General features: G+C 64.3%; 19 protein-coding genes and 1 tRNA gene. 6 read left to right on the forward strand and 14 right to left on the reverse strand.

Translation table 11 applies throughout. From position 1 onward, the window contains the following. Positions 1-38: 38 nt before the first annotated feature. From RPS27_RS28950 to RPS27_RS28970, 5 genes are all read right to left on the reverse strand, one after another. Entirely contained in the window at positions 39-2234 is a 2196-nt protein-coding gene (locus RPS27_RS28950; protein WP_313754758.1) for a pentapeptide repeat-containing protein, read from the reverse strand. Positions 2235-2339: 105 nt separating this feature from the next. Continuing rightward, entirely contained in the window at positions 2340-3557 is a 1218-nt protein-coding gene (locus RPS27_RS28955) for an MFS transporter (RefSeq protein WP_313754759.1), read from the reverse strand. A 136-nt stretch (positions 3558-3693) separates the two neighbouring features. Further along, the gene (locus RPS27_RS28960) at positions 3694-4521 is read right to left on the reverse strand and encodes a 3-keto-5-aminohexanoate cleavage protein (RefSeq protein ID WP_313754760.1); all 828 of its coding nucleotides are present in this window, start codon (positions 4519-4521) and stop codon (positions 3694-3696) included. A gap of 119 nt (positions 4522-4640) precedes the next feature. Next, entirely contained in the window at positions 4641-6038 is a 1398-nt protein-coding gene (locus tag RPS27_RS28965; protein WP_194402835.1) for an MFS transporter, read from the reverse strand. 265 nt (positions 6039-6303) lie between these two features. Continuing rightward, complete coding sequence (locus RPS27_RS28970; RefSeq protein ID WP_313754761.1) at positions 6304-7068, reverse strand: NUDIX hydrolase; 765 nt, start codon at positions 7066-7068, stop codon at positions 6304-6306. Between the two features lie 102 nt (positions 7069-7170). Between RPS27_RS28970 and RPS27_RS28975 the strand changes: the two genes are divergently transcribed. Beyond that, complete coding sequence (locus RPS27_RS28975; protein ID WP_313754762.1) at positions 7171-8217, forward strand: SPFH domain-containing protein; 1047 nt, start codon at positions 7171-7173, stop codon at positions 8215-8217. After that, positions 8201-9136 (forward strand): sugar kinase, encoded by a 936-nt coding sequence (locus RPS27_RS28980; RefSeq protein WP_313754763.1) that lies wholly within the window; start codon positions 8201-8203, stop codon positions 9134-9136. The genes RPS27_RS28975 and RPS27_RS28980 overlap by 17 nt, the downstream gene beginning before the upstream one ends. A 3-nt stretch (positions 9137-9139) precedes the next feature. Here the strand turns inward: RPS27_RS28980 and RPS27_RS28985 are convergent, their stop codons facing one another. From RPS27_RS28985 to RPS27_RS29000, 4 genes are all read right to left on the reverse strand, one after another. Next, positions 9140-9343: a hypothetical protein gene (locus tag RPS27_RS28985; RefSeq protein WP_194402839.1), complete on the reverse strand. Its 204-nt coding sequence runs from the start codon at positions 9341-9343 to the stop codon at positions 9140-9142. Positions 9344-9395: 52 nt separating this feature from the next. Beyond that, positions 9396-10733 carry a sorbosone dehydrogenase family protein gene (locus RPS27_RS28990; protein WP_313754764.1) on the reverse strand — a complete coding sequence of 446 codons (1338 nt, stop codon included), beginning with the start codon at positions 10731-10733 and terminating at the stop codon, positions 9396-9398. Continuing rightward, complete coding sequence (locus RPS27_RS28995) at positions 10730-11182, reverse strand: DUF2231 domain-containing protein (RefSeq protein WP_194402841.1); 453 nt, start codon at positions 11180-11182, stop codon at positions 10730-10732. Before RPS27_RS28995 ends, RPS27_RS28990 begins: the two co-directional genes overlap by 4 nt. Before the next feature lie 63 nt (positions 11183-11245). Next, the gene (locus tag RPS27_RS29000; RefSeq protein ID WP_313754765.1) at positions 11246-11551 is read right to left on the reverse strand and encodes a hypothetical protein; all 306 of its coding nucleotides are present in this window, start codon (positions 11549-11551) and stop codon (positions 11246-11248) included. 55 nt (positions 11552-11606) lie between these two features. Here RPS27_RS29000 and RPS27_RS29005 point away from each other — a divergent pair, with 55 nt between their 5' ends. Continuing rightward, positions 11607-11954 carry a hypothetical protein gene (locus RPS27_RS29005; RefSeq protein ID WP_194402843.1) on the forward strand — a complete coding sequence of 116 codons (348 nt, stop codon included), beginning with the start codon at positions 11607-11609 and terminating at the stop codon, positions 11952-11954. A gap of 267 nt (positions 11955-12221) precedes the next feature. Further along, entirely contained in the window at positions 12222-12683 is a 462-nt protein-coding gene (locus RPS27_RS29010) for a Fic family protein (RefSeq protein ID WP_313754766.1), read from the forward strand. An 80-nt stretch (positions 12684-12763) separates the two neighbouring features. Here RPS27_RS29010 and RPS27_RS29015 read toward each other — a convergent pair. Continuing rightward, positions 12764-12837, reverse strand: a tRNA-Gly gene (locus RPS27_RS29015). Positions 12838-13179: 342 nt separating this feature from the next. Further along, positions 13180-15591, reverse strand: coding sequence for an ATP-binding protein (locus RPS27_RS29020; protein ID WP_313754767.1), 2412 nt, complete (start codon positions 15589-15591; stop codon positions 13180-13182). Between the two features lie 337 nt (positions 15592-15928). Between RPS27_RS29020 and RPS27_RS29025 the strand changes: the two genes are divergently transcribed. Continuing rightward, positions 15929-16642 carry a transporter substrate-binding domain-containing protein gene (locus RPS27_RS29025; protein ID WP_313754768.1) on the forward strand — a complete coding sequence of 238 codons (714 nt, stop codon included), beginning with the start codon at positions 15929-15931 and terminating at the stop codon, positions 16640-16642. Between the two features lie 10 nt (positions 16643-16652). Here the strand turns inward: RPS27_RS29025 and RPS27_RS29030 are convergent, their stop codons facing one another. Both RPS27_RS29030 and RPS27_RS29035 read right to left on the reverse strand, forming a co-directional pair. Further along, positions 16653-16856 carry a hypothetical protein gene (locus RPS27_RS29030; protein ID WP_194402934.1) on the reverse strand — a complete coding sequence of 68 codons (204 nt, stop codon included), beginning with the start codon at positions 16854-16856 and terminating at the stop codon, positions 16653-16655. A 23-nt stretch (positions 16857-16879) separates the two neighbouring features. Then, positions 16880-17065, reverse strand: a complete 186-nt coding sequence (locus RPS27_RS29035) for a hypothetical protein (RefSeq protein ID WP_313754769.1) — start codon at positions 17063-17065, stop codon at positions 16880-16882. A gap of 197 nt (positions 17066-17262) precedes the next feature. Between RPS27_RS29035 and RPS27_RS29040 the strand changes: the two genes are divergently transcribed. After that, positions 17263-17643, forward strand: a complete 381-nt coding sequence (locus RPS27_RS29040) for a YciI family protein (protein ID WP_194408367.1) — start codon at positions 17263-17265, stop codon at positions 17641-17643. A 9-nt stretch (positions 17644-17652) separates the two neighbouring features. Here RPS27_RS29040 and RPS27_RS29045 read toward each other — a convergent pair whose 3' ends face one another. Beyond that, on the reverse strand, positions 17653-18243 hold the full coding sequence (locus RPS27_RS29045) for a TMEM175 family protein (protein WP_313754770.1): 591 nt from the start codon (positions 18241-18243) through the stop codon (positions 17653-17655). Positions 18244-18313: the final 70 nt, after the last annotated feature.

Genomic DNA, 18313 nt, shown 5'->3' on the forward strand with positions numbered 1-18313 from the left:
GCCTCGAATCTCGCGTTGGCTGACGCGAAGCTCAGTCGTCACTCCGCAGCGTTCTTGCCCGGCCTGAGCCATTCGAGGACTTTCTTGTCATGCTGGGAGAGTGAGCGCGCCACAGCGCAGGTCCTATCGTCCAAAAGCTCCTTCGCCAACAATTTGAGTTCCGGCATCGTATGGTAGCGCTTGAGTAAGGAATGCAGGACGTGCGGAGCGGCGACGCCGTTATTGCAGATCGTCGGTCGCAACGCCGCGACTCGCGTCTTCCGTAGGTCGGCGTCAGACGGCGGTGCTTTTTCGAGGTTGCGCCAGAACGAAATGTCATCGACAGGCTGCGGATCGTCAGGATCCAGCCTCCGGATACGTGCAAGTGCATCGTTCCGCCTTCCGGGATCGGAGACGCTCTCAGTCAAGATTTTTTTAAGCGATTCGAATGTTGCTGATGTCCACGGGCAGCGCCGGTCGCGCTCGTCCTTGCATGATGAGCCTTTCTCACTGGCATAGCGTGGTTCGAAGTCCGGTCCGTGCACGTATGTTAGCGCCTGCTTGTCCCGGATGGGATTGGAAGCAACGGCTCGCCACAAGTGCGGCTCCTCGAGTGAAGCGCCGTTAAAGATAACTTTATCGAGCTGCGCTCCCTGCAACTCGGCGTGATTTAAATTGGCCCCGGAAAGGTTTGCGCTGTTGAAGACAACACCGTACATTTTAGCCCCAACCAAGTTCGCACCAACGAGGTGAGCGCCTTCCAAAGTTGCCCCCGGCAATTCGGCCAAGGACAGAGAAGCCCCGTCCAACTTGGTATCTATCATTACGGCGCCATGCAGGCGAGCACGGGTGAGATCGGCTCCATGCATGTCGCTCTTCTCCAGAAGAGCGCCCTGAAGCGAAGCATTCCTCAGAGTGGCACCTTGCAATTGGACGCAATCCTTTTCGGTGTAGATTTCCCCCAAGATCACGAACGCCCGACCGTCGGGCAAAGAATGGAGCGCTGTCTTCTTCGCGCTATCCGGATCGGTCTTTTCAATCAGCGTCGCCGCGCCACATCCGAGTTGAGATCCACTGAGGTCTGCGCCATCTAGATTTGCCTCCTCTAGATGAGCTCCAGTCAAATCGACGCCCGCCAACTTTGCCGCCGCCAGCACTGCTCCTTCCAGCCGGCGCCCGCGCAAAGAGAAGCCTTCGCTTGACGATGTCGGTATGTTCAGCTCCGGCAGAACAAGACGGTTGGACCATATGCTGATAGGCCTGCGTGTAACCGGGTCTACCTCCCCAGCAACGAGCACCGAATGGAGAGATCTGAACTTGACCTGCTCAGGTTGAATTCCCACTGGGCCAGGTACCCAATTGGACGATTGCGTTCCCGTGACGTATTTCGCAGGGACGATTGGCAGCGATGGTAACGCCGTATGAAGTCGCTCGCCGGGGAAAGTGGCGACGGCGCCAACCATCAGGATGACCAGTACACTTACAACGGCCATCGCTACGACGCGCCAGCGCAGCAAATCCCGCAACGCCAGTCGTGATATCTCGCCGCGATTGATCGAAGGCCAGAGCGCCCAGATGAGGGAAAGGTCGATCACAACTGCGATCCTCTGCCACCACGTGACCGGCTCGCTGTGGTACGGCAAAAACTGAAGCTGAAACAGCATAAGTAGCCCGACCGGCAGCACGATCAGGCTGATCTGTGCGATTGCGCGAAACATCAGCCCGACCCCGCCCGACCGGACGCCGGGCGGTCCGGCGACGAACTGCACGAAGACGTTGCTCGGCAGTTGGCGGCGCAAGCTCGCGCGGATGTCCTCGTCGTCGATCTGCCGCCGGAGTTGCTGGTGGAAGGCCCCTGCCTTGTCGGCGAGCAGCATGAAATGCAACAGCACGTAGGCGTGCACGACGAGGAAGAGCGCAGGTCCCATCACGAAAAAGGGAACGAGCGGAAGCTCGACATTCAGGAACGGCAGCTTGACCGATTTTTCGAGCAGAAGGTCGCGATGGGTCACGCTGCCGGCGGCGATGGCGAGATAGAGCAGGACGAAGAGATAGCTGAGCCAGAGGCCGGCACTGACATTCGCGGCGTCAACCACCGCACCGCGTAACGCCTCGAGATCGTTCGCCTTGGCGGCAAATGCCGGCAGGCTCCGTGGAGGATCGGGAGAGCCGCGCGCGGCAGACGCTTCCGCAGGCGCCGGGTGCGTGCCTGCGGACGGCTCGGGACCTTGTGCAGGCATCACCGGATCCGTCATCGCTGAAATCACTTTCGGACGAAGCAACCGAAATGGAGAGCAAACGGCAATATCGCCGCACGGAGGCGGCCCTCCGCCAATCCTACACGACAGCGGGCCGGCAATCTATGGGTGTATGTCCGGTACCGCACCAGCCACCACGACCCGCGGCCGCCGCCGCCCGAGCAGGACCAGGATCAGCACCGTCGCGCAGGAGAACACCAGCGTGAGACCGAGCGCGCCGCGGCTGCCGAATTCGGTCAGCAGGCCGACGAGGAGCGGCGGCGAGATCGCGGACGCCAGATTGAGCGGCAGCGCGATCATCGACATCGCCTTGGCGAACTCGGCCTGGTCGTAGAACACGAGCGGGATGGTGGCCCGCGCCACGGCCATCGCGCCGCTGCCGGCGCCGTAGAGCAGGATGAAGGCCGCGACCGCCCAGGTCGCACCCTCGCTCAGCATCAAGAGCAGCATGGCCATTGGCAGCGCCGTTCCGGCCACGAGCCCGGTCGTGATGCCGTCCCATCGCCCGCCGCCGAGAAGATCCAGCCCGCGGGCGCTGACCTGGATCACGCCCAGCATCGAGCCGAACAGAAGTGCCTGCGCCGGCGCCAGCCCTTCCGTCCGCAACAATTCGATCATGATGGCACTGATGCCGAAATTGACGAAGGCGTTCAGCGTGATCGCGGCGACGACGAGGCCGAAGGTGCTCCTGGGAATCGCGGGCGGCGGCGACGACTTGACCGGCTCGCCGGCACCATCCCCTACGACCTTCCGGCGCGGTGCGAGTGCGTAGAGCGGTAGGCTGACGACAAGCATCATCGCGGCATAGACGAGGCACGTCCCGCGCCAGCCGAGGTGACCGCTCAGGAACGAGGTCGTCGGCCAGAAGATGCTGCTCGACAGGCCCGTCACCAGCATCAGGGCGCCGATCGCGTTCTTGGCCTGCCGCCCGGCGATCTCGTTCAGCATGATATAGGCGCCGGTCGACAGCGTGGCGCTGCCGGCAACGCCGAGCACGATCCAGGCGGCGAAATAGAGCATTGGCTCGCGCGCGAGGGACAGCAGCACGAAGCCCGGCGCGGTGACGACCGTGCCGACCATCATGACGATCCGCGCGCCATGCCGTGCGAACGATTTGGCGAGCCAGGGCGCGCACAGGCCCATCGCGACATAGAGAACGGATGTCCCGGCGAACACCGCCGGCAGGCTCATGCCGAGATCGGCGGCGAGATCGCGCCCGACGATGGCAGGAAGCCCGATCGTGCCCCATCCGATCAGCTGCGTGATGGCCAGCACCAGCAGGACGCCGATCAGCCTGCTGTCAGATTTCAAGAACCGCATTCCAAACGATCGCCTGCCCGGCAGGCGCGATCGCGCCCGTGACACCTCTCTTAGCCCGAGAGTCAGGACGCGGGAACGCCGGCCGCCGAATGGCAGAAGGCAGCCGGGAGCATGTCAGGCGGAGGAGCGCCGTCCCTTACGCCGCGATGCCGAGCAAGGATCGCGCCTCGGCCGCGGTTGCGACGCGCCGGCCGTGGCGCGTGACGGCCTCACAAGCGATGGTCACGAGCTCGGCGTTGCTGGCGGCGAGGCGCGTCTTGTCGACCCTGATATTGTCCTCGAGCCCGGTCCGAACCGCGTCGGCGCCCCGTGCCAGCGCCCAGCCCATGACCTCGGCCTGATGACGTCCGATCCCGGCCGCGGTCCATGTCGCTTTCGGAATCAGCCGCTTCAGCTCCTCGAGGAGAATGTCGAGGACATGCTCATCCGCCGGCATCGCGTTCTTGACGCCCATGACGAACTGCACATGCGGACGCGGATCGATCAGCCCCGCCTCGATCAGGCGGCGCGCACCATGCAGATGCGACAGGTCGAAGATCTCGATCTCCGGCAAGACGCCATTCGCCTTCATGCCGGTCGCGAGAGTCTCGACCAGAGCGGCGCTGTTCTCGTAGACGATCGTCGGAAAGTTCACCGAGCCGGTGGATAGCGATGCCATGTCCGGCTTGAGGTAAAGCGAGGATCCACGTGCCGAAGGATCGCGGCCGCGCCCGCCAGTCGAAAACTGGACGATCATGCCAGGACAATGCTTCCTGATCCCCTCCTGCACCAGGGCAAAACGCTCGGGATCCGAGGATGGCGTCTCGTCGTCGTTGCGAACATGGATGTGGGCAAGCGTGGCCCCGGCCTCGAAGGCTTGGTGCGTCGATTCGACCTGCTCGGACGGCAGGATGGGCACCGCCGGATTGTCCTTCTTGCGCGGAACGGAGCCGGTGATGGCAACAGCAACGACGACGGGGTTCATCCCTGGACCTCATGATGATCGCGCTCGCGCGCACAAAGTCGAATAGATCGTTAAGTAGCGCATGAAGCCCTGCCGCTGCAAACATCATGGCTCGCAGCGGCTGCCTCGTCACTTCGCCATCAGGTCGGAATTGCGGCCGCCCCGCTCGCCGCTTCCGCGCGCTGCCGCTCATAGTCCGCCCGCGGCATCGGAACGGCCTTGGGATTGCCGAGATCGTCGATGCTGATCCGATAGGTTTCCCGCGCCGAGACCGCCGCCAGCGCGGCGATCACCGTGATGCCGAAGGCGATCGCGCCCACCGTCAAGGGGATGTTGGCCGAGCCGGGAGGCGCCACGGTGGCGAACAGGGCCGGAAGCAACGCGGTGATGGTGGTCCCGATGTTCTGCGAGATCGCCATCGCCGACACCCGCGTGCGCGTCGGAAACAGCTCCGGATAGAAGCTCGGGAAGATCGCGTTGTAGCCCTGATAGACGACGCCCCACATCAGCAGCGAGAGCGTGATCGCAAGCGGCACGTTCCTGATGCTGATGGCGTAGAGATAGCCGATGGCAAGCAGGCCCGAGAGCAACGCGCCCACGATGATCGGAGGCTTGCGACCGACCTTGTCGGAGAGATGGCCGACGAAGGGAATGACGAACACGGCCAACATGTTTCCGAGCACCGGGATCCAGAGATAGACGTCTTTGGCGAAGCCGATGCCATAGGCCGGCTGCACCGCGTAGGCTGCGCCGAAGATGGTCGCCACCACCGGAATGACGTTCATCAGTGCCATGCAGATGACCCTCAGCATGTCCCGCCAGCTCAGCTTGATGGCCTGGACGATGGGCGCGCGCGGCGTTTCGCCCCGCTCGCCCTCGCGGGCAAAGGCAGGGGTCTCATCGACTTCGCGGCGAATGACATAGCCAGCGACGATGACGAAGAAGCTGAGCAGGAAGGGAATCCGCCAACCCCAGCTGTTGAAGGCATCGGTGGGCATATAGGCGGCCAGCGGCAGGAAGACGGCTGCTGCGAGAATCTGTCCTGCCTGCACCCCCTGAAGCGCGAAGCTTGCATAGAAGCCGCGCCGGCCAAACGGCGCGTGCTCCAGGATCATCGAGCTCGCGCCGGAGATTTCACCGGCGACGGCAAATCCCTGCACCAGGCGCAGGATGACGAGGAGGATCGGCGCCAGCATGCCGACTTGCTGATAGGTGGGCAGAAGACCAACGGCCATGGTCGAGATACCCATCAGGAACATGCAGACGATGAGCACCGTCTTGCGGCCATGGGTGTCGCCCCAATGACCTAACACGAAGGCACCGATCGGCCGGGCCACGTAACCGACGCCATAAGTCGCCAGCGACGCGACGATCGCGACGGTGGGATTGTCCGACGGGAAGAAGATTTGCGGGAAGATCAGCGACGCCGCGGTCGCGTAGATGAAGAAGTCATAATATTCGAGGGCTGATCCGATCCAGCCGCTGGCAGCAGCCTTCCTGGACTGACTCATATCGTGGGTCGCGCGAGCTGTTGTCATCTCGAAGATTTCCTCCCGGGTTTGCTGATGTCCCGTTGGCGGGCTTCACTGGAAATTGGGCAGCATTCTCCCGGCGCTCCGCGGGACTTTCGCGAGCGCTTGTCACTGCCGATGGATGTCTGATTGGTTGCGACGATAGGCTATCGCCCGAGTAACACAATTACCCTGTTATGCGATAAACCTAACATGATGTTATCTAGGTCGGAGCGCTGCCCCGCGCCGCGGTCGCGCTCGCCGAATGGCAGCCCGGCATGTCGCCGCGAGATCATTCCGGCGGATTGAACGTCCGCACGAAATACACAGGCTCGCTATCCTTCTTCAGGCGATAGAGCTGCGCCGGGCGGTTGGCGCCGCGCCTCATCCTGGCCACCGGCTCGATCATGTCGGCTGACAGGATGCGGGTCCGGAAGGCGCTCTTCTCGAGCGGGCGATCGAGCACGATCTCGTAGACCCGCTGCAGATCCGGAAGGGTGAATTCCGCCGGCATCAGATAGGCCGGAAGCGAGGTGTATTCCACCTTGTTGCGCAGGCGCTGGATTGCGGTTGCCAGGATCTCGCCGTGATCGAAGGCAAGCTTGTCCTTGAGCCTGCCCCCGCGAATTGGAAACCAGCGCGCATCCGGCGCAAGCACGCCTGCCGCCTCCGGGATCAGCGCGAAATAGGCGTGCGTCGCCGACCAGCCGCGCGGATCGCGCGTCGCGCTCCCCCAGCTTCCGAGCTGCTCGAGATAGGGGCTGGTGACCCCAGTCTTCTCCCTCAGCTTCCGGGCCGCGCAGGCCGCGAGGTCGCTGTCCTTGGCGACATCGACGAAGCCGCCCGGCAAAGCCCAGGCCGACGGAAACGGCTCGCCCTCGCCCGCCGGTCGTTGCACCAGCAACACCTGAAGACTGTCATCCAGGATCGCGAAGATCACGACGTCGACCGTCGTCAGGGGACGCGGAAAGTCCAAATGCCGCGACTTTCCAATGTCCTTGCCAACGCCTTTGCCAAAATCCTTGCCAAGACCCCTGCCGAGCCCCTCGCCTGCCATCGCCAAACTCCGCTGCCAGGACTTGACACTAGCATAGTTAGTTGTACAGTCCAACTTACTTAGTTGCTCAGACACACTTGTAACGCTCACCGGAGACAGGCCATGTTCGGCGTCAGATACATCAAGGCTCAGCCTACCACCTATCTGATGAAGTACCGCGGCGGTGCTATCGTCGCCGAGGGCCCCGGTCTTTCCACGCTGTATTACGCGCCGGCGACCATGCTGGTCGCCGTGCCGATCGGCAGCCGCGACACCTCCTTCATCTTCGAGCAGACCGCGCGCGACTTCCAGACGCTGACCGTCCAGGGTCAGGTGACTTATCGCATCAGCGACCCGAAGAAGGCGGCCTCGATGCTCGACTTCACCCTGAAGGCGGACGGCAAGACCTATGAGAGCGACGATCCGGAAAAGCTGCCGGAACGCATCCTCGGCACGGTCGAGGTCCTCGCCCAGCAAGCGGTGAAGGAACTGACGCTGAGGGACGCGTTGCAGGCGTCCGACCGCATCGCCGACATCATCGCGGGCGGATTGAGGCAGCGCGCCGATATCGCCTCCCTCGGGCTCGAAATCCTCGGCGTGTCGGTTCGCGGCATCAAGCCGACACCGGACACCGCGAAGGCACTCGAGGCGCAGGCCCGCGAAGCGATCCTCAAGACCGCGGATGAGGCCATCTTCGCGCGGCGCAACTTCGCCGTCGAGCAGGAGCGCGCCATCCGCGAGAGCGAGCTCGACACCGAGATCGCGGTCGAGCAGAAGAAGCGGTCGATCCGCGAGACCCAGATGGACGCCGAGGCGAGCGTGGCCGCCAAGCGCAACGAGCTGCGCGAGGCCGGCATGGCGGCGGATATCGTGCTGGAAGGCAAGCGCAAGGATTTCGTCGGCCTCAACGCCGAGAACACCAGGACGCTGGCCGACGCCGAAGCCTATCGCGTCGGTGCCTTGATGAAGATCTTCGAGGGTGTCGACACCCGCGTGATCCAGGCGCTCGCCGCCGCCGGCATGCAACCGGGTCAGCTGATCGCGCAAGCCTTCTCCGGCATCGCCGAGAAGGCCGAGAAGATCGGCCAGCTCAACGTCTCTCCGGACCTGCTCAGCCAGTTGATGGAGAAGCCGAAGCCGATGGAGGCCGCCAATGCCCACCGCCAATGACCGCAAGGTCGTGCTGGTGACGCGCAAGACCAGGCTGGAGGACCTGATCGCGCGCCACCTGACGGCGGCGCAGGCGCGCTTCTATGTCGAGCATCTCGGCGCCGACTTCTCCGACTATGAACGGGAGCACGAAGTCTATCGGGCGCAGCATCGCACCACGCTGCAGGTACTGGAGCAATGGGGGCGCTATCAGATCATCGATCGCAGCTTCCTGCCGAACTTCATCTTCGGGCCCGACGACATCGTGGCCGCGCTCGGCCAGGACGGCCTCGTCGCCAACACGATGAAATATCTCAACGACCATCCGCTGATCGGGCTCAACCCCGACCCCGCGCGCCACGACGGCATTCTGCTTCCTTTCGCGCCGCGCGACCTCGCGAAGCTCCTGCCGGAGGTGGCCGCCGACAAGCGCGGCAGCCAGACCGTGACGATGGCGGAAGCACGGCTCGGTGACGGCCAGGTGCTCTACGCCGTCAACGACCTCTTCATCGGCGCCCGTACGCATGTCTCGGCGATCTACGAGCTCACGGCCGGCGGTGCCATGGAGCGGCAGTCTTCCAGCGGCCTGATTGTTTCGACCGGACTCGGATCGACCGCCTGGTTCAAGAGCATCGTCACCGGCTCGCTTGCCATTGCCGGCAGCTTTGGCCAGCCTCCCCTGCTCAGCGGCTACGAGGCGCTGCCCTGGGACGCGGCCGAGCTGCGCTTCGCGGTACGCGAGCCCTTCCCCAGCCGCCATTCCAAGACCAATCTCGTCTGCGGCCGGCTCGCTCCCGCAGAGCAATTGCGCATCCGTTCCTTGATGCCGGAAAACGGCGTGATCTTCAGTGACGGCGTCGAAGCCGACCGCCTCGATTTCAATGCCGGCGCCGAGGTTGCAATCGGAATTGCCCGGCGGCGCGGCCGATTGATCGTGTGATGGCTAACTGCCCAGTGCGTTCTCGCCGGCTTCGCGGCCGGGCACGCTGACATGGACCTCATGCCCCTCACGAAGCGCGAGGGATGCGGCCGCGACCGCCGATTCAAAGGCAGCCTCCTTGGTGGCATATTTGCTCCTGACGTCGCCGTCGTGCAGCACGCCCCATTCATCCTGCACCGGCACGATGGCATATTGAGCGAGGCCCATTGTCCAACTCCTGGGTTTCAGAATCCATCTGCCGGATAACGCGCCCGCGCGTCTAACGTTGCGTCAGTTGCGGATGCGCGGCGGTGACGCGCCACACCGTGTTGCCGCTGTCGTCGGCGACCAGCAGCGCGCCTGATTTGTCGATGGCAACGCCGACGGGCCTGCCGCGTGCCTTGTTGTCGCTGTTGAGGAAGCCGGTCACCACGTCCTGCGCCGGTCCACTCGGCTCGCCGTCCGTGAACGGCACGAACACTACCTTGTAGCCGTTCAGCACCTGCCTGTTCCAGCTGCCGTGCTCGCCGACGAAGGCGCCGCCGCGATAGGCCGCCGGCAGAGCGGAGCCGGTGTTGAAGGCCATCCCGAGCGGTGCGACATGCGAGCTCAGGGCGTAATCCGGCGCGATCGCCTTGGCGACGAGATCCGGCCGTTGCGGCTTGACGCGGGGATCGACGTGCTGGCCGTAATAGCTGTAGGGCCAGCCATAGAAGCCGCCGTCCTTCACCGAGGTCATGTAATCGGGGACGAGATCGGGACCGAGCTCGTCGCGCTCGTTCACCACCGTCCACAGCGCGCCGGTCTGCGGCTCGAAGCTGAGCCCGTTCGGATTGCGCAGGCCGCTTGCGAAGATACGCCAGCGCCCGCTGGCACGGTCGACCTCGAGGATGGCGGCGCGATTGTGCTCGGCCTCCATGCCGTTCTCGGTGATGTTGCTGTTGGAGCCGACGCCGGCATAGAGTTTCGAGCCGTCGGGGCTGGCGACCAGGCTCTTGGTCCAGTGATGGTTGATCGGCCCGCCCGGCAGCGGCGTCAGCACCGTGCCCGGCGCGGTGATCTTGGTGTCGCCTTCCTTATAGGGATATCTGACGATCGCATCGGCATTGGCGACATAAAGCTCGTTGCCGACCAGCGCGATCCCGAACGGCGAGTTGAGCTGCTCGAGGAAGACGCTTTGCGTATCTGGCACGCCGTCGCCATTGCTGTCGCGCAGCAGTGTGATGCGGTTGCCCGGCCCGGTGTCGTTGCCGCCCGAGGTCGCCCAGGACTCGATATATCCCATGACGATCTCCTTGGGTCGCTTGATCCCGGCCCCCTTCGGCGCCTTGGATTCCGCCACCAGCACGTCACCATTGGGCAGTACATAGAGGAAACGCGGATGCTGCAGGCCGGTCGCGAAGGCCTTGATCTGCAAGCCCTCCGCCACGGAAGGCGTCTCGTCCTTCTTCCAGCCGACGATGCGCGCGATGTGCATGGGCGGCAGCAGGTATTGCTGGATGTCGGGCAGCTTAGGGTTGGCGCCGATTTGCGCCTTGGGATCGCCGCTGCCGTCATCGCAACCAGCCAGGAGCAGCAGCGAGGAGCACAGCAGCGCGCGGGCAAGCTTCGATCTCATCGCGCAACTCCTACGCCGTGGCGGTAGACCAGGGCCCAGCCGAGCCAGCCGGTGATGGGCAGGATCAGGACGGTGAGCACCGACAGAACGAGCCCCGTCGGCCACACCGAGGTCCAGGCATCGCGGGTGTGGATCAGTGCGTTGACGATGGCGAGGATCAGCGCCAGCGCGTTTCCGATCAGATGCGGCCAGGCCGGCGTCTGCGCCCGCACCAGGCGGTTGCCGAGGAAATCGGTCAGGCCCGCGATCGCCGCCAGCACGCCGAAGACGACGCCGACGAGCAGAAGCCATGCGGAAAAATCCGCCCACATGATCTCGGCGCTGGCGACATAGGCGATGTCGGTCAGGAGCGCGCCGACGAAGCACGCGATCGGGATCGGCACGAGCATTGGATGAATGGGATGACCCGCGATCTGCGCGGTGGTGCGCACGCGCACGTCTTGCTGCACGGTCGGCCTCGTGTGAGTTTCGGTCCTGCCCGACCGGCCAACTCGTGCGCGGGGTGATGGTTCCTAGCTGCGCGGCAGGCCCAGCCGTTGCCGGACCTCATCATCCTCGATCACCTGATCCAGGCGCGAATCCTTGCCGGCTTCGAGATCTTCCGCGATCGTCTCGAGCACCCGAAATGCGTCCCCGGCGCTCGGTGCCGTCGCGATGTGCGCGATCGACTGGCCGTTGACGGTGAGATCGGCCTCGCCCCAGGGCGTGGTGTCAATCTCCAGGCGGTCGCCGCCGGCATTTGCGATGAAGTGCTGGACGGTGGATTTGGAGGTCGGCAGAGAAAGGTCTGGCGTCCAGTCGATCGGCTTGTCGGTCATGTCGTGGTCGTCCCGAAGTTGCGACCGATGGATAAACCATCCGGCGCGCGGGACATTGACCTGGATCAGGCCTGCTGCGTTGATGGTTGTAGCGGGTGAAGAGGTCACCATCGCGAATCGGCACGCTGGAATCCCAGCCCAAAAGTGCTATATTATTGATGTGGATAAGGTAACCGCCTCCTCGACCGCAGAGCACATCCGGGCACTCGCCCGGACGTTCCACGTGTCCTATTCCGAGGGCCCAAACGACCGCTTGGCACATCATATCTCGCGCCTGGCCGGGGATCCCGTCGAGTTGGACGAAATCGAATTGTTGCTCATCGGGTTAGTGCGAGCCGAACGAATTACGCGCCCGGAAATGATCCAGCTGCAGGCTGCCTATTTGCGTGAAGTCAGGCCGTGACCTTCGATCCGTTCGGCGACTTCGAAGCGCGCGGATATCTACGCAACCTTGCTCAAGAGAAAGATCCAGCGATCGTAAAGAGGCTCGAACATGCTTCCTTCACGACCGGCATCGATGAAGCATTCACGGCGCTTCAGAAAAAGCAGGCGCTCACCTACGCGGACGTGCTCAGTACCCACAAGACGTTGTTCGAGGCCATGTACCCGTGGGCTGGTCAGGATCGCGCCACGACGGCACCGGATATCGCCGTGAGCCGGGACGGCGTTTTTGTTCGCCCATCCGAAGTCTATTCAGAAGGCAATCGACCATGCGCTGAAACTGGGCAACGATCCCAAAACCATGCGCGAGAAGCCGGGCGAAGTCATGGGCTATTTGGCCCACGGCCATCCGTTCCTCGACGGCAATGGCCGCACGATCATGGTCGTCTACTCCATACTGGCGCAACGCGCCGGCTTCAGCATCGACTGGGCTGCGACCGATAAGACCGAATACCTGCAAGCGCTCACCAGGGAACTCGACGATCCCGGCAAGGGCATCCTCGACACATATCTCGAGCCTTACATCCGCCCGGCTGTTAGCGATCTCAAAGAGCACATCAACGCTGCCAAGGGACTCGATGGCGGCAGGGGCGAGACGGACACCGTTCGCGGGAGCAACGACGATCCGGCTGTCCAAGCAGAATACGAGCAGCAACGGCTCAAGCGCGATGAGCAAAGCAAAGGCGCTTGATAAGAGGAATCCTGAAGCCAACGAAGGATACTTCGCACGGCTCAACCAGATCGCCGACCATCACCCTCTTAGGGAATGGCTGGAGCGGGTGAAGGGAATCGAACCCTCGTATTCAGCTTGGAAGGCTGCTGCTCTACCATTGAGCTACACCCGCGCTACGGGGCTCCCTAACACGGCCGGGCGGCGGTCTCAACTACCAGGACGCCGCTTTCGGGTGCGTTCTCAGCCCTGCGAATTCCGCCGGTTCCTTCCGGACCCGCAGCCCCTTAACAGCGGCGGCAATGCCGCCTATATTGAAATCTTCCGCAACCAACGAAAGGAGGTGATCCAGTGTCTTTTACCAAGCGCTGTCACCTCGCTGGGATCGCCCGCTAAGCTCTGAATAAGGCTTGGCATCGGGGCGCTCTCAGCCCTGGACCAGCGAGCACGAAATCGGGCGCGACGGGGCTTCCCGCCGCGCCTTTTTCGTCGCCGGCCTTTCTGTCGGTCGCGGGGCTCAGGCCGGCGGCTCGCCCGCAAGCACTTCGCGAATTCTCTGCGACAGCTCCGACTTCCGGTAGGGCTTTCCGAGCAACGTCACGCCGGGATCCAGATGCCCTTCGTGGACGATGGCATCGTCGGTGTAGCCGGAGGTGTAGAGCACCTTCACGCCGGGCCGGCGGAGCCGGACGGCGTCGGCCAATTCCCGCCCGTTCATGCCGCCGGGCATGATGATGTCCGTGAACAGGAGATCGAATTTGGCGCCCTGGTCGACCAGCGCCAGCGCCGATGCGCCGTCGCCGGCCACGAGCGTGCGATAGCCGAGGCTGCCGAGCTGGGCGATGACATAACCCTGCACCAGCGGATCGTCCTCGACTACGAGGATCGTCTCCTGCCCACGTGCCGTGACGGGCGCCTGAACCGGTGTCGCCCTGGCCGGCGCCTCGCCCTTCGACCGCGGCAGGAACAGCCGCATCACCGTGCCGGTCCCCTCCTCGCTCTCGACTGCGACGGTGCCGCCGGTCTGGCGGGCAAAGCCGTAGACCATGCTGAGCCCGAGCCCCGTGCCGCGACGGACGCCCTTGGTGGTGAAGAACGGCTCGAACACCCGGTCGCGAATGTCGGCCGGGATGCCGTGGCCGGTGTCGCCGACCGCGACCATCACGAAGGCGCCGCGCACGGCGTCGCCGTCGGCGGCGCTGCCGGCGCCCTCGAACTCCCGGTTCGCGGTTTCGAGGGTGAGCCTGCCGCCCCCCGGCATCGCGTCACGTGCATTGACCGCGAGGTTGACGATCGCGGAGGAGAGCTGCGAGGGATCCGCCATCGCAGACCAGGCGTCGTCGGCGAGCCGGATGTCGATCTCGATATGCTCGCCGAGGATGGGCTTGAGCAGCTTCGCGGTCTCGACCACGAGCGCGTTGACGTCGATCTCGCGCGGCGCCAGCGGCTGGCGGCGCGCGAAGGTCAGGAGCTGCGAGGTGATCTCGGCGCCGCGCGCGGCCGCATCGTCGATCAGCTGCGCGATCGCGGAGAGCTCGGGCTTGTCCGCAAGCCCGTCCCGGATGATCTCGATGGTGCCGGTGATGACCGTGAGCACATTGTTGAAATCGTGCGCGACGCCGCCGGTGAGCTGGCCGATCGCATCCATCTTCTGGGATTGACGTAAGCGCTCCTCGGTTTCGTGCTGCGCGGTGAGGTCGGTCGCGGAGCCGCGGTAGCCGGTGAAGCGTCCGTCGGCATCGAAGACCGGCTTGCCGTTGACGCTGAAATGATGAATCCGGCCCTTGGTGTCGTGCCCGCGATATTCGAACTTTCGAAACGGCTCGTGACGGTCCAGCGCCGCCAGGTGCGCACGCCATTTCTCGGGCTCGGTCTCGCGGTCGAGCGCGGTATCGATGCGGCGCGTGCCGACCCGAACCTTGGGATCCATGCCGAAGGCGACCACCCGGTCCGACAGGTAGGTGAACCGATGATCCGGGCCGGTCTCCCAGAACCAGTCCGATGCGGTCTCGGCATAGTCGCGGAAACGTTCCTCGCTCGCCCGGGCGTCCTCCTCGGCGCGCCGGCGGATTTTCAGATCGCGCTCGAGATTTGCATTGGCCTCGCGCAGCTCGCCATAGGCGCGCTCGAGGTTCGCGCACATCGCGTTGAAGGCGTCGATCACCTTGTCGAGCTCATCGGCTTCATAGGGCGGCCGGCGCTCCAGGCGCAAAGGCGGCGGCGGCCGCGCCAGGCTGTATTTGCTGACGAACTCGGCGATGGCGGCCAGATGCCGCGTCACCAGCAGATGGAACATGTAGATGATGAACAGCGAGACCAGGAATGTCTTTGCCGCCTGGCTGGCCAGGATGACCAGCGCCCGGTTGAGCAGATGCTGATAGATGTCGGTCAGCGTCGCCTCGACGTGGAGCAGGCCGATCTCGCGCGCGGTCCCCTGCACTGTCGTGTTCAAGGGATAGTCGCGCGTCACCACGGAGCGGGTGCTGGGCTCGCCCACCGCAAGGCGGATCGGATCGGGACGATCGGCGATCTCGCGCACTTCAGCGGCCCGGATGTCAGGCAGCCGCAGGATGCCGTCGAGCTGGAGCTTGAGCTGGTTCTGGTCGAGATTCCACAGGCTCTCGCCGAGGCTGCCGGTCGTGCTGCGGCCGATCTCGTCGAGCCGCGTCTCGATGAGGGCGACCTCGCGATCGTAATCGAGATAGAGCTGAAGCGCAGTCAGCGTCAGCGTCACGACCGAAGAGAACAGTAGCACGGCGGCGAGGAGCCGTGGTCCGACGCCGCTGCGCGACCAGTTGAAGAGCCGTGACAGCAGCGACGGGAACACCGGAGCTGCGAGCGTGGTCCCGACGCCGGTCAGACCCGGCTTCGCAGCCGCCGGCGCGACGGCGCGGCTGTGCTTGGGGTCCTCGTCGCCTGCGTTGGCCATGCACCACATCCTCGGAAATGGCGGCTCCCTGCTCCGGCCAGCCGGTTGCAGTCTCGAGCAATCCAAAAGTAGCAATCCAGGAGTTGAGACGCCCGCCTCGTCACCCCGCGCGCAATCATCCTGTCGGCCCGTGGGCGGCTTGAGGTCGACAAGTCATGTCTTGCGCCCAGCAGCAGGATACCCGCGCAAACTACCACTGCGCGTGCTAGAATGACATCGGTGAAAGTGCGGAGTCGCTCGCAGGGCAAGCGGTAACGGTTGCCGGCCCCCAGGTGCCCACTTCCGGTAGATCGCGCGGGCGTCCGAATCCAGTGGTAGCAACCAAAGGAGGCGCCTCATGTGGCGGCTGATGGTCGCCTGCCTGTCGTTGCTCGCAGCCGGTCCCTCCCAGGCGCAGGACGTGATCCGGCTGGCGCGCATCGCCGACATCCCCGATCAATATGTCGGCGGCGAGATGCTGCGGGCTGTCTATGCCAAGCTGAACATCAGGCTGGAGTTCGAGGACGTCCCCGGCAAGCGCGCGCTCGCGCTGTCGAGCGCCGGCGAGGTCGACGGCGAGATCCAGCGGATCGGAATGCTCTCGCGCGACTACCCGACGCTGGTCCAGGTCACGCCGGCGATCAACTACATCGAGCCCGCAGTGTTCGCGACCAGGCTCCGGTTCGACGTCGCCGGCTGGGATTCGATCAAGGACTACAGCATCGGCATCGTCCGCGGCGTCGGCTCCTCGGAAGCCGGCACGCGCGGCATGGCCCGCATCACGGCGACCACCGGCCTCGACAACATGGTCAGGATGCTCGACGCCGACCGCTTCGACGTGATGGTCACCGACCTCTTCAGCGGCCTCGCCGCGGTGAGGAAACTCAATCTGCAGGCCAGGATCTACCCGCTCTCGCCACCGCTCGAGCGCATCCACATCTACCACTATTTGCACGAACGCCATCGCGATCTGGTACCGAAAGTGGGCAAGGTGATCGCTGAGATGGAGGCGAGCGGCGAACTGGCGGCGCTGCGCGAAGTCCTGGTCAAGCAGGTCCTGGGCGGGCCGTGAGAGCCGTCAGTCAGCTCATCCGAAGCCGCTCGCGCAATGCGACGGCTGCGATCAATATGCCGACACACCAGGCCACGACTGCGCGGTGAGGCTCCCCGCCGAGCAGCACGGTGAAGATGCTCGCGAGCAGGCACGGCGCGATGGCCTTGCCGTTGCGGCTCACGAGCGAGACGAGAAACGGCATCGCCGCGATCGATATCTGCAGAAGGTCCATGCAGGAAACGGTGTCGTGAGGCTTCAGACGCCGCAGCCGCCGGGTGCACGCGGGCGCTTGCCGCGCCGGCTTTCCACGATGCGCTCGCCGCCATTCTCGGCCGAGCTGCCGTAATAGCGGTGGTGACCGCTTTGGTCGTGTAGATCGGCCGTCTCCGATCGTCGGGCCCGACGCGCGTCGCAGATGATCTTGATGATGTGACCCGACATTGCCGCCTCCAGCACAAATCTTGTTGTTTGTGGTCATCAGTCGCGACCGCTTCCGACGGCGTTCACGCGGCCGGGCCGCAATCGGGTTTCAGGACGGTTTCGTCGCTTGCGGCCCGCGCAATATTTTGCTTCGGGAATGTCGGCACCGCCTGCGGTGGGACGTCCTTGGGATCTGTACAGAAAACAACGAGGTGACGATGCTTTACGCCATTCTGGCCTATCATGTGGAAGACGAGGTCACGTCCTGGACGCCGGAGCATGACGCCGCGGTCGTGGCAAAGGTCATCGCGGTTCAGGAGCCCTTGCGGGCAAGCGGACAGTTTGGGCCGGCCGCCCGTTTGGATGGGACCCGAAAGGCGCGCACCTTGCGTGGCCCGGGTGCAGGCATGGTGCTGGACGGGCCGTTTGCCGAGACCAAGGAGCAGCTCCTGGGCTTCCACCTGATGGAATGCGCCACCGAGGACGAGGCGATCGCGGCGGCGCGGAAGCTGCGTGCGGTCAATCCGACCGCGGTCTACGAAATCCGCCCGGTCAAGCTTTACGTGCCTGCCGATGGGTTCGGCGCGACGTCCGGGTGAGGCGCAGCCCTAGCCGCCCGGCCCGGTCCGCGCACCATAGAAGCGCTGGATCAGGAGCCCGCCGAAGGCGATGAACCAGACGAAAGGCGCGACGTGCGGCGCAAATGCCGCCACGATCGTGCCGGGGATGAACACCAGAAGCGGAAACAGCGAGGCCATGATCTCGTGGCGCCAGCTGCCGAGGATCGTCCACCACAGCCAGGCATTGAGCCCGGCAATCGCGGTGAGGTGCAGGCCGTAGAGCACCGCGACTGCACTGCTCATGCCGTAATTGGTGTAGAGGCCGTTGGTGACAGGCAGCAGCACGATCGAAAGCAGGAAGAACAGGTTGAGGATCACCCCGCCGCGGCTGCCGACCGGCTGGCGCGCCAGCCGCCGGTGATGGCTGATCCAGAACACGCCGGCGATGATGAAGCTGAGCGCGAAGCCGGCGAGCTTGCCGGAATAGACATGGGCGAGGTCGCTCCAGTCGGGGGCGCTGGTGAACACCGCGGCCTTGGGCAGGTCGTAGGCCAAAAGCGTCATGGCGACACCGAAAATGGTGTTGCTGAGCGATTCCAGCCGCCGCATCTCGAACTGGTCGGGCTTGAGCTCGGTCATGTCGGGTGTGCGCAGCTGGAACTTCGGGCCGTCCTCCCCTAAATCCTAATTCAGGTTCCGTCCAGCCGCA

Source organism: Bradyrhizobium sp. WYCCWR 12699 (assembly GCF_032144035.1).
GTDB lineage: Bacteria > Pseudomonadota > Alphaproteobacteria > Rhizobiales > Xanthobacteraceae > Bradyrhizobium.